Here is an 11,727-nt window from a genome sequence, read left to right as displayed (position 1 = left end):
TATACTTGGCGGCTGATATTCAGGAGTTCCCCATGGCATCGCAGCTCGAACAACTTCGCCAGTACACCACCGTGGTCGCCGACACCGGCGACATCGAGGCGATCGCCCGCTACAAGCCGGTCGACGCCACCACCAATCCCTCCCTCCTGCTCAAGGCCGCCGGCATTCCCGCCTACGCGCCGCTGCTGGACGAGGCGGTGGCGTGGGCGAAGTCGCGCGGTCACGACCGCGTGCAGCAGCTCGTCGACGCCGGCGACCACCTCGCCGTGGCGGTAGGCCGCAAGATCCTCGACCTGGTGCCGGGCCGGGTGTCGACCGAGGTCGATGCGCGACTGTCCTTCGACACCGACGCCACCATCGCCAAGGCCGAACGCCTGATCGGCCTGTACGAGGACGCGGGCGTGGCGCGCGAGCGCATCCTGATCAAGATCGCCTCCACCTGGGCCGGCATCCGCGCCGCCGAGCAACTGGAGCGCCGCGGCATCCAGTGCAACCTCACGTTGCTGTTTTCGTTCGAGCAGGCGGTGGCCTGCGCCGAGGCGGGCGTGTACCTGATCTCGCCGTTCGTGGGGCGCATCATGGACTGGTACGTGGCCAACACCGACGCGAAATCGTTCGAGCCTGAGGAGGATCCGGGCGTGCAGTCGGTGCGCCGCATCTACGACTGGTACAAGCGCCACGATTTCGAGACGGTGGTGATGGGGGCGAGCTTCCGCAACGCCGGCCAGATCCGCGCCCTGGCGGGCTGCGACCGCCTCACCATCAGCCCGGACCTGCTGGAAAAGCTCGATGCCAGCCACGACCCGCTGCCGCGTGCACTGGAGAATGCGGACGCCCGCGCGCCGCGCCCGGAGCCGATCAGCGAGCCGGCCTTCCGCTGGGGCCACAACCAGGACGCGATGGCGACTGACAAGCTGGCCGATGGCATCCGCAAGTTCGCCGCCGACCAGGTGAAGCTGGAAAAGCTGCTGGCTGCGAAGCTCTAGCGAGAAACGCCAGGCGCCAATAAAAACGGCCCCTCGCGGGGCCGTTTTTGCTTGCTGCTGATGACGAGACGATCAGGCTGCGGCGGCGAACAATCCGCGCATCTTCTTCATCGCGTTGGCCTCGACCTGGCGGATACGCTCGGCCGACACGCCGTACTCGTCGGCCAGATCCTGCAGCGTGGCCTTGTCGTCGTTGAGCCAGCGGCGCTGGATGATGTCGCGCGAGCGGTCGTCCAGCTTTTCCAGTGCGGCCGACAGCGTTTCCAGCTGGTTGTCGCTCTGGTCGGCATCGGACACCGAGTCGTACGGATCGGCACCATCGTCCACCAGGAACGCAGCCGGCGCGGGCTTGGCATCTTCATCCGCATCGACGGGGGCCTCGAAGCCGACGTCACGGCCGGACAGGCGCGATTCCATCTCGCGCACGGTCGCCTCCGGCACGCCCAGATCCTTCGCCACCGTGCGCACTTCCTCGGCATTCATCCAGCCCAGGCGCTTCTTGCTCTTGCGCAGGTTGAAGAACAGCTTGCGCTGCGCCTTGGTGGTGGCGACCTTCACGATGCGCCAGTTCTTGAGGATGAACTCGTGCATCTCGGCACGGATCCAGTGCACGGCAAAGCTCACCAGGCGCACGCCCTGATCCGGGTCGAAACGCTTGACCGCCTTCATCAGGCCGATGTTGCCTTCCTGGATCAGATCACCCAGCTGCAGGCCGTAGCCCGAATAGCCGCGGGCCACATGCACCACGAAACGCAGGTGCGACATCACCAGCTTCTTGGCTGAGGACAGGTCGTTGTCTTCGAGGTAGCGGCGCGACAGCGCCTGCTCCTCTTCCTGGCTGAGCACCGGAATGCGGTGCACCGCCGAGATATAGGCATCCAGACTACCAACGAGGCTGGGTACCGGAATGTTGGCGGTGACCAAGGCCTGGGACATGGGCGGAACCTCCTGAATGGGGAGCAGCTTAGCACTCGGGTACTTGGAGTGCTAAAGCCGACACAAAGTTCCGGCGCGGCAGATGGTCGCCGCGTCGACTTATTGAACCAAATGGTACAGAAAAGCCGGCGGGAAGTCCAGTCGGCAGGGAGGACTCACCATTCTCCGCGGCGGACATTCACCCACCGTGAAGCCGGTTCACCCCGCCAGCGCCGCCCGCGGCGGCAGCGACCAGTCGATCGGTGCCATTCCGGCCCGCTGCAGCCAGGCATTGGCGGCCGAAAAGTGCCCGCAGCCAATGAAGCCGCGATGGGCCGAGAGCGGCGAGGGATGCACGGCAGTGAGCACGTGATGGCGCTGCGTGTCGATCAGCCGCCCCTTGCGCTGGGCGTAGCTGCCCCAGAGCAGGAACACGATGCCCTCGCGCTCGCGGTTGAGCGCCTCGATCGCCGCGTCGGTGAAGCCTTCCCAGCCCTTGCCCTGGTGCGAGCCGGCCTGGCCGCGTTCCACCGTCAGCACCGCGTTGAGCAGCAGCACGCCGCGGTCGGCCCAAGGCGTGAGGCAGCCGTGGTCGGGCCGGGGGATGCCCAAGTCGCGGGTGATTTCCTTGAAGATGTTGTCCAGCGAGGGCGGCACCGGCACCCCCGGGCGCACCGAGAAGCACAGGCCGTGCGCCTGGCCCGGCCCGTGGTACGGGTCCTGGCCGAGGATCACCACCCGCACCGCGTCGAACGGCGTGTGGTCGAACGCGGCGAAGATCTCCGGCCCCGGCGGATAGATCTCCTTGCCCGCCCGCTTTTCCGCGCGCAGGAAGTCGGCCAGCGCGCGCATCTCAGGCCGCTCCAGATAGTCGCCGATGCGGGCCTTCCAGCCCGGTTCCAGCCGGACGCGCTCGCCGCTCATGCCGGCGGCGGCTGGTTGAGCGAGCGCAGGTGCTGCGACACGCGCAGCTGGAACAGCAGCTTGGTGATCAGCAGATGCTCCTCCACCGGCTTCTCGACCAGGTCGTTGGCGCCGGCCCTGAGCAGGGCCGCCTGGTTGGCCGGGTTCTCGTCGCCGGTCATCACCAGCACCGGCAGCCGCCCCTTGCCGTAGCCGAAGTCGGTGCGGATGCGTTCGAGCAGATCGCCGCCGGTCAGCTCGCCCTTCAGGCTGACGTCGGTCAGCACCACGTCCGCCCCCACCCAGCCGAGCTCGCGATCGGCCTCCAGCAGTGCCAGCGCGTCTTCCACGCTGACCACGTGGCGCACGGTGAGGCCGATCTTCTCCATCATGCGTCGGGTCGCCAGCGCCACCACGCGGCTGTCCTCGACGTAGAGCACGGTGCCGGAGGCGGTTTCCTGCGGGCTCACGTAGCCGCGGATGAAGGCACCCAGCGCGGGGAAGCCCAGCGACTTGTCGAAGTAGTCGGTGACGTGCTCGCCCAGCGCGCGCCGGTGCAGGCGGTCGTCCACGTCGCCGGAGACCACCACGATGGGCACGTAGGCCTGCGGTGCCGATTCGCGCACGTAACGCGCCAGCTCCAGTCCGTCCATGTCCGGCAGGCGCAGCGCCACAGTGATGAAATCGAACGCGCCGGACTGCAGCTCGCGCTGCGCCTCCTCGCCGGTGGCGCAACCGACCACCTGGGCCGCCGGCAGCTCGCTGGCCAGCACGCGCGTGATCAGCTGGCGCACCACCTTCGAGCCATCAACCACCAGCACGCGCGGCGCCTCGCCCACGCTGCGGCCGCTGATGCTGCCGCTCATGGCTTCAATTTCCGCATGGCGCCTGCCGCCAAGGTCCGCACGTCGATCACTGCCTCTCCCGCCCCGGTCCCCGGCGCTTTGCCGGAGCCGTCGATCTTGCTACGTCGCACGCCACCGTGCCTGCGATCACCATCACCAATGCGCGGATGCAGTGCATCAGACCGTCGTCCGCCGCAGCTGCCACGCGCTGACCAGCCGCGCGCCCAGCCAGCCGAGCACCGCCGCGGCGAGCGGCGTGGACAGCAGCAGCCACAGCGGCAGCGCGCCGAGTTCGAGCTGGCCGGCATAGGCCGCGTTGAGCTGCTCTACCGGCGCTACCAGCGACAGCTCGATCGCCACTGCCAGCAGCGACGCAAGCACGCCGCCGAACAGCCCGTACCAGATGCCCGCGTAGAGATAGGGCCGACGCACGAACGGACGACTCGCTCCGATCAGCATCAGCACGCCGATCTCCTCCACCCGGCTGGCGATGTCTACCCGCACCGTGTTGCCGACCACCAGCAGGGCGGCCAGCGAAAGCAGCAGCGCCAGCACCGCGACGATGCGGTTGCCCAGCCCGAGCAGCGCGTCCAGTCGCTGCCGCCAGCTGCCGCTGTCCTGCACCATGTCCACGCCGTGCAGGTCGCGCAGCTGGGTCACCAGATCCTGCACCGCGCCGGCATCGAGCGCGTCCTTCGGCTGCACGTCGAGCACGTAGGGCAGCGGGTTGTCGTCCAGCGCGTGCACCGCGCCGCTGAAACCCTGCATCGCGGCCAGCTCGTCCATGCCCTGCTGCGGCGTCTTCACCGTCACCGCGGCCACATCGGCGCGCTCGCGCACGCTGCTCGCCATCAGCTGGGCCGCGGACCCACTTTGCCCCGGCTGCAGGAACACGCTGATCGCCTGCCGCTGGCCGAGCGCATCGCCCATGCGCTGCACGTTGCCGAGCAGCAGGTAGAACGCCAGCGGCAGCGCCAGCGCCAAGCCGATCACGGCCACCGTCATCAAGGTGCCGAACGGTCGCGCCAGCAGGCGGCGCAGGCTGGCCGCCGCGCTCCAGCGATGGTGTTCGCTCCAGCTGGCGACCCGGCGCGATTCGCTGCGACGGCTGCCGCGCTGGGCTGTCGCGGCATCGTCCGCGGCGGACTGTTCGGGGCGCTTGCTCACAGCACCTCCTGCGCGGCGACGTCCGCCACCAGGCGGCCGTGATCGAGCACGATTACGCGCTTGCGCATGCGCTTGATCAGCGGCAGGTCGTGGCTGGCCACCAGCACGGTGGTGCCAACCTGCTGGAACTCGGCGAACAGGCCCATGATTTCCACCGCCAGCTGCGGATCGAGGTTGCCGGTCGGTTCGTCGGCGATCAGCAGGCTCGGTCGCGCCACGATGGCGCGGGCAATGCCCACGCGCTGCTGCTCGCCGGTGGACAAGGTATCGGGCAGCTGCCGCTCGTAGGCCAGCAGGCCGACTTTCTCCAGCGCCGCGCGCACGCGCTTGGCGCGTTCGGCCGGGGCCAGCGCGCCGATCACCAGCGGCAGCTCGACATTGGCGAACACGCTGCGATCCATCAGCAGCCGATGATCCTGGAAGACCATGCCGATGCGCCGACGCAAGCCGGGAATACCGCGCCGGCCGACCTTCGACAGATTGAGCTCGTTGAGATGGATCTGGCCGTGCGACGGCCGCTCGATCAGCGCCAGCAGCTTGAGCAATGTGCTCTTGCCGGCACCGGAGTGGCCGGTGACGAAGGCCATCTCGCCGTCGCCCACTTCGAACGACAGCTGCGAGATCGCCTCGTGGCCACCGTCATAGCGCTTGCTTACCTGATCAAAGCGGATCACCGCGTTCCCCGACGTTGCCGTCCCATCCAGCGGCAAGGATACGGGATGCGCGCAGCAAGGTGAGCCCCCGCGCCGCGCGCGGGGTCCACCCTCGACAAACGCTCAGCGGCCGGTGAAAAGACGCGTGAGGCGACGGAAGAAGCCGGGCTTCTTCGGCGCGGCCGCCTCGGCCGGCATGCCGGACTGCACCGCCACCTGACGCGACGGCCGCGTGCCGGCAGCATCGCTGGACGGACGGCGCTCGCGCGGCGGACGACGCTCGCCGCGCGGAGCATTGTTCTCCGCCGCCGGCCGGCTGGTGCCCGCTGCACCCGCTTCGGCCGGAGCCGCCTCGCCATCGCGGCGATTGCGGCCGCGACCGCCGCGGCGGCGACGCTTGCGCGGCGCACCACTGGCGTCGGCGGGAGCGTCGTCCGGCGCGGTGGCCGGATTCGGCACGGCGACCTCGGCCACTGTCGCCTCGGCGACCGCGGCCCGCGGCGGGCGCGCCTCGGCAGAACGCGGCGGACGCGGACCGCGCCCTTCACGCTTGCCGTCGCGGCTGCCGCTGCGGCTGCCGCGCGCGCCCTTGTCGCCCTCGCGCGGCTCGACGCGGTCGCCGAACGCGGCGCTGTCGGCCGCGGCATCCGCGACGAATTGCGCGTCGATCGCCTTCGGCTTGGGCATCACCAGCAACTCCGGATCGACCGAGGCGACCGGAATCTTCTGTCCGATGTAGGTCTCGATGTCCGGCAGGCTCATCGCGTACAGGTCGCAGGCGAAGCTGATCGCATCGCCCTCGGCACCCAGTCGCGCGGTGCGGCCGATGCGGTGGACGTAGTCCTCGGCGTCCTGCGGCAGGTCGTAGTTGAAGACGTGGCTGACCGCGGGAATGTGCAGGCCGCGGGCGGCCACGTCGGTGCACACCAGCATGTCGAGCTGGCCTTCCTGGAAACGCTGCAGCAGCTTCTGACGCTTGAGCTGCGGCACGTCGCCGGACAGCGCGCCCACGCGGTAACCCTGGCGCTTCACGCGCTCGGTGATGCGCTCGGCGGCGGCCTTGGTGTTGACGAAGATGATGCTGCGCTCGGCCTGGGTACGCTCAAGGAGGTTGAGCAGCAGCGGCATCTTCTCTTCCTTGGCGGGGAAGTAGACGACCTGGCGCACGCGGTCGGCGGTGACGTTGTCGGTCTCCACCACCAGCTTCTCGGCTTCGTGCATGTGCTCATAGGCCAGCTCCAGCACGCGGTGGCTCAGCGTGGCCGAGAACAGCAGCACCTGGCGCTGCTCGCGCGCCGGCAGGCGGCGGAAGATGAAGCGCACGTCCTTGATGAAGCCGAGGTCGAACATGCGGTCCGCCTCGTCGATCACCATCACCTCGACGCTGTTGAGCCCGAACACGTTCTGCTTGTAGTAGTCGAGCAGGCGACCGGGCGTGGCGATGATGATGTCGCAGCCGTCCTTGAGCTGCTGGCGCTGTTTGTCGTAGTCGACGCCGCCGTAGATCAGCGCCGTGCGCAGGCCGGTGTGGCGGCCGATCGACTGGGCATCCTTGTCGATCTGGATCGCCAGCTCGCGGGTCGGCGCGATCACCAGCGCACGCGGGTCGGAATCCTTGCGGTCGGCGGCGGCCGGCTGGGTCAGCAGGCGGTTCATCAGCGCCACCAGGAAGGCGCAGGTCTTGCCGGTGCCCGTCTGGGCCTGGCCGGCCACGTCGCGCCCGGCCAGGGCGACCGGCAGGGTCAGCTCCTGGATCGGCGTGCAGCGGGTGAAGCCGGCGTCGTCCAGGCCCTGCTTGAGCAGCGGGTGCAGATCGAAGTTGGCAAAGAAGGTATCGGTGAGAACGGTTTCGGACATGGGAGGCCAGTTTCGCTGCGGGCGGCGCAAGGCGGCTCGCCCGGTCCCGCCGCCGCGTGGCCTTGGGACAGGTGGGTGGATGCGGCGCGAGGAGGAGGCGTGGGCGCCGCACCGGCCGGTGAGGCTGGCGCGGCCGCCGACACGAATCGTGACGAGCGCCGGAGTGGAACGGCCCGAACCGGCGGTTCCGCTGGCATAGGCAAGGCGTCTGGCGGCAGTGCAACCGCGCAATGGGCTTGCCTATGTCAACGGAACCACCCGCTGGCCGGGCCCTTGAATCGCTTGAATCGCGCCCCGAGTTAGGCTGGAATGCACGGGCGCCGCAACGGCGATCGCGCTTCCCCAAGTCCGGAACGACCCGCGCTTCATGGGCACCCCAGTGTAGCCGATGCCGGCCGCGCGGTCGCCCTCATCCCACCGCCTACCCTCGGAGAACCCCGGTGAGCGACCTCATTACCCACGTAAGCGATGCTGCGTTCGAGCAGGAAGTACTCAAGTCCGACACCCCCGTGCTGCTGGACTTCTGGGCCGAATGGTGCGGCCCGTGCAAGGCCATCGCGCCGGTGCTCGACGAGCTGGCCAAGCAGTACGAAGGCAAGCTGCGCGTGGTCAAGATCAACATCGACCAGAACCAGCAGACCCCGCGCACCTACGGCGTGCGTGGCATCCCCACCCTGATGATGTTCAAGAACGGCAAGGTCGAGGCGACCCAGATCGGCGCCGTCGGCAAGGGCCAGCTGACCCAGATGATCGACAAGGCGCTCTGACGCGCCCTGCCCACCCGCCGCCGCGCTTTACGGCGCCGCGCGGCGGGTGCTAGATTCCAGCCTGTTCGGAACAGTCCTGTTCCGCCGCGCGTTCTGCGCAACGTGTCCTCCCTCCCTCCTGTACCAACGGCGCCCCCACGAGGTTTGCCCGTGTCCGATATCGAAAGCAAAGAACCCAACGACGCCTCGGGCGCCGACTCCCGGCCTGCGGGCGAACCGCGTCAGCGCGCGCCACGCAAGGCGGCTGCGCCGAAAGCGGAGAAGCCGTCCGCCGAGGCAGCGTCGACGCCAAACGAAGCACCGCGTCCGGCCCCGGCACCGCAGCAGGGCAGCCTGCCGGTGGATCGCGGCAACGAGCGCCCGCCGGCCGAGCGCCCCGCACCTGCCGCCGACGGCAACACCCGCCCGGCCTCCGAGGCGCGCGAGGCGAATCCGCCCGCGCCCGGCGGCCAGTCCGGCAATGCCAACCCACCGGCGCAGGGCGGTGGCCAGAGCGGCCAGGGCAATCCTGGCGGACCGAACCAGGGGGGCCAGGGTGGCGGCAACGGCGAGGCGCGTCGCAACGATCGCAATGACCGCAACGACCGCGGCCGGCGTCGTCGCCACGAGCGCGGCCAGCGCGGCACTCCCGGCAACGGTGGCGGCCAGCGCAACCCCAACGGCCTGCCGATGGACGATGACGAGACCGGTGACGTCGGCAGCAATGATCGCCTGATCAACCTCACCGAACTCAAGCGCATGAAGGCGCCGCAGCTGCTGGCCTTCGCCGAGTCGCTGGGCATCCAGGAAGGCGTGGCGCGCCAGCGCAAGCAGGACGTGATCTTCAACATCCTCAAGGCGCACGCCCGCTCCGGCGGCGGCATCTGGGCCGAGGGCGTGCTGGAGATCCTGCAGGACGGCTTCGGCTTCCTGCGCTCGGCCGACGAGAGCTATCTGGCCGGCCCCGACGACATCTACGTCAGCCCCAGCCAGATCCGCCGTTTCAACCTGCGTACCGGCGACTACATCACCGGGCGCGTGCGCCATCCGAAGGAAGGCGAGCGCTACTTCGCCATGCTGCGCGTCGACGATATCAACGGCGATCCGCCGGAAGCGTCGAAGAACAAGATGCTGTTCGAGAACCTCACCCCGCTGTTCCCGCGCAAGGCGTTCAAGCTCGAGCGCGGCAACGGTTCGAGCGAGGACATCACCGGCCGCATCCTCGACCTGGTGGCGCCGATCGGCCGCGGCCAGCGCGGCCTGATCGTCTCCCAGCCCAAGTCGGGCAAGACGATGATGCTGCAGAACATCGCCCAGGCGATCACCTACAACCATCCCGACGCGCACCTGATCATGCTGCTGATCGACGAGCGTCCGGAGGAAGTGACCGAGATCGCCCGCACCGTTCGCGCCGAGGTGATCAGCTCCACCTTCGACGAACCGGCCGTGCGCCACGTGCAGGTGGCCGAGATGGTGATCGAGCGGGCCAAGCGCCTGGTCGAGCACAAGAAAGACGTGGTGATCCTGCTCGACTCGATCACCCGCTTGGCCCGTGCCTACAACACCGTGGTGCCCAGCTCCGGCAAGGTGCTCACCGGCGGTGTCGACGCCAATGCGCTGCAACGTCCTAAGCGCTTCTTCGGCGCCGCGCGCAACGTCGAGGAAGGCGGCAGCCTGACCATCATCGCCACCGCGCTGACCGACACCGGCTCCAAGATGGACGAGGTGATCTACGAGGAGTTCAAGGGCACCGGCAACATGGAAGTGCACCTGTCCCGCCGCATTTCGGAGAAGCGCGTCTACCCGGCCATCGACATCAACCGCTCCGGCACCCGCCGCGAGGACCTGCTGATCGACCCGGACCTGCTGGCCAAGATCTGGATCCTGCGCAAGCTGCTGCACCCGATGGACGAGCTGGCCGCGATGGAGTTCATGCTGGACAAGATGAAGAGCACCAAGTCCAACGACGAGTTCTTCAACTCGATGAAGCGCTGAATCCAGGCGCCAAGTCGATGCAGGAAAAGCCGGCCGCTGGCCGGCTTTTTCTTGGGCGCAGTGCCGGCATGCGAACCGGCGCGAAGGGCTGCGACAACGGGTGCCGGCCCCACGTCATTCGGCATGTGCAGCGCTCCTGAACTCTCGCGTACAATTATTTGTCGCGCACGCCCTTGGGGCGCGGCTCGTCGTCCCCATAATCGCCGCTCCCACCGAACAAGGCCTGCACCGTGTCCATCCCCAGTGCCGTCAAGAGCACCCCGATCGCGGGTCGCCAGCAGCTTGTCGATTACCTCGCCGCCGGCGAAAAGCCGCGCGAGGCGTGGCGCATCGGCACCGAGCACGAGAAGTTCGGCTTCCGCACCGACGATCTGCGCCCCCCTACCTTCGAGGGCGAGCGCGGCATCAAGGTGCTGCTGGAAACGCTGGCCGCCCGCTACGGCTGGGAGGTGGCGCGCGAGGGCGAAAACCCCGTGGCGCTGTCGCGCGACAAGGCATCCATCACGCTGGAGCCGGCCGGCCAGCTGGAGCTGTCGGGCGCGCCGCTGGAAACCATCCACCAGACCTGCAGCGAGGTGAACGCCCACCTCGCCGAGGTGCGCTCGATCGCCGACGGCATGGGCCTGGGCTTCCTCGGCATGGGCTTCCAGCCGAAGTGGTCGCGCGAGCAGATGCCGTGGATGCCCAAGGGCCGCTACAAGATCATGCGCGAGTACATGCCCAAGGTCGGCGCGCTCGGCCTGGACATGATGACCCGCACCTGCACCGTGCAGGTCAACCTGGATTTCTCCAGCGAAGCGGACATGATCAGGAAGTTCCGCGTGAGCCTGGCGCTGCAGCCGATCGCCACCGCGCTGTTCGCCGACTCGCCGTTCACCGAGGGCAAGCCCAACGGCTACCAGTCCTACCGCTCGCATATCTGGACCGACACCGACGCCGATCGCACCGGCATGCTCGACTTCGTGTTCGAGGACGGCTTCGGCTACGAGCGCTACGTCGACTACATCCTCGATGTGCCGATGTACTTCAGCTACCAGGACGGCAAGTACATCGACCTGGCCGGGCAGGACTTCAAGCGCTTCATGGCCGGCGAGCTGGCCGCCCTGCCGGGCACCCGCGCCACCATGAAGGACTGGGCCGACCACCTCACCACCGCCTTCCCCGAGGTGCGCCTGAAGCAGTACCTGGAGATGCGCGGCGCCGACGGTGGCCCATGGGGCCGGCTGTGCGCGCTGCCCGCGCTGTGGGTGGGCCTGCTGTACGACGACGAGGCGCTCGATGCCGCGTGGAACCTGGTCAAGGACTTCACCCTCGCCGAGCGCCACGCCCTGCGCGACGGCGTGCCCAAGCATGCGCTGAAGCTGCCGTTCCGCGGCGGCACCGTGCGCGACCTGGCGCGCGAGGCGGTGAAGATCGCCGCGCACGGCCTGAAGCGGCGCGCCCGCCTCAACGCCGGCGGCGCGGACGAGAGCATCTTCCTGCAGCCGCTGATCGAGATCGTCGAGGCGAACCAGACCCCGGCCGAGCGCAAGCTGGAGCTGTTCCACGGCGCCTGGGGCGGCAGCGTCGACCCGGTATTCCGCGAGTTCGCCTACTGACTTGTAGGAGCCCGCTCGCGAGCGAGCTTTTGCTCCTGATGCGCATCCAGAGCGAAAGGCAT

General features: G+C 68.6%; 10 protein-coding genes. 4 read left to right on the top strand and 6 right to left on the bottom strand.

Annotated features, from left to right (window positions below):
* The first annotated feature begins 32 nt into the window (after nucleotides 1-32).
* A complete protein-coding gene (gene tal, locus ISP17_RS02265) occupies nucleotides 33-986 on the top strand; it encodes a transaldolase (protein ID WP_404629892.1) in 954 nt (317 codons plus the stop codon).
* 72 nt (nucleotides 987-1,058) lie between these two features.
* Here the strand turns inward: tal and rpoH are convergent, their stop codons facing one another.
* From rpoH to ISP17_RS02235, 6 genes are all read right to left on the bottom strand, one after another.
* A complete protein-coding gene (gene rpoH, locus ISP17_RS02260; RefSeq protein ID WP_404629891.1) occupies nucleotides 1,059-1,922 on the bottom strand; it encodes an RNA polymerase sigma factor RpoH in 864 nt (287 codons plus the stop codon).
* Between the two features lie 198 nt (nucleotides 1,923-2,120).
* A complete protein-coding gene (ung, locus tag ISP17_RS02255) occupies nucleotides 2,121-2,825 on the bottom strand; it encodes a uracil-DNA glycosylase (RefSeq protein WP_404629890.1) in 705 nt (234 codons plus the stop codon).
* On the bottom strand, nucleotides 2,822-3,670 hold the full coding sequence (locus ISP17_RS02250; protein ID WP_404629889.1) for a response regulator: 849 nt from the start codon (nucleotides 3,668-3,670) through the stop codon (nucleotides 2,822-2,824). Before ISP17_RS02250 ends, ung begins: the two co-directional genes overlap by 4 nt.
* Nucleotides 3,671-3,826: 156 nt before the next feature.
* Nucleotides 3,827-4,816 (bottom strand): permease-like cell division protein FtsX, encoded by a 990-nt coding sequence (ftsX, locus tag ISP17_RS02245; protein WP_404629888.1) that lies wholly within the window; start codon nucleotides 4,814-4,816, stop codon nucleotides 3,827-3,829.
* Complete coding sequence (ftsE, locus tag ISP17_RS02240; protein WP_404629887.1) at nucleotides 4,813-5,490, bottom strand: cell division ATP-binding protein FtsE; 678 nt, start codon at nucleotides 5,488-5,490, stop codon at nucleotides 4,813-4,815. Before ftsE ends, ftsX begins: the two co-directional genes overlap by 4 nt.
* Before the next feature lie 102 nt (nucleotides 5,491-5,592).
* The gene (locus ISP17_RS02235; RefSeq protein WP_404629886.1) at nucleotides 5,593-7,326 is read right to left on the bottom strand and encodes a DEAD/DEAH box helicase; all 1,734 of its coding nucleotides are present in this window, start codon (nucleotides 7,324-7,326) and stop codon (nucleotides 5,593-5,595) included.
* A 440-nt stretch (nucleotides 7,327-7,766) separates the two neighbouring features.
* Here ISP17_RS02235 and trxA point away from each other — a divergent pair, with 440 nt between their 5' ends.
* The 3 genes from trxA (at nucleotide 7,767) to ISP17_RS02220 (ending at nucleotide 11,665) form a co-directional block, all read left to right on the top strand.
* Nucleotides 7,767-8,093, top strand: coding sequence for a thioredoxin TrxA (gene trxA, locus ISP17_RS02230; protein ID WP_404629885.1), 327 nt, complete (start codon nucleotides 7,767-7,769; stop codon nucleotides 8,091-8,093).
* Between the two features lie 150 nt (nucleotides 8,094-8,243).
* Nucleotides 8,244-10,067 carry a transcription termination factor Rho gene (gene rho, locus ISP17_RS02225; RefSeq protein ID WP_404629884.1) on the top strand — a complete coding sequence of 608 codons (1,824 nt, stop codon included), beginning with the start codon at nucleotides 8,244-8,246 and terminating at the stop codon, nucleotides 10,065-10,067.
* Between the two features lie 230 nt (nucleotides 10,068-10,297).
* Entirely contained in the window at nucleotides 10,298-11,665 is a 1,368-nt protein-coding gene (locus ISP17_RS02220; protein ID WP_404629883.1) for a glutamate--cysteine ligase, read from the top strand.
* Nucleotides 11,666-11,727 lie beyond the last annotated feature (62 nt).

The sequence above is a fragment of the Dyella ginsengisoli genome (assembly GCF_044904665.1).
GTDB classification, from domain to species: domain Bacteria; phylum Pseudomonadota; class Gammaproteobacteria; order Xanthomonadales; family Rhodanobacteraceae; genus Dyella_A; species Dyella_A ginsengisoli.
The sequence above is the reverse complement of the archived record's forward strand: the minus strand, read 5'-3'. Positions and strand labels throughout refer to the sequence as shown.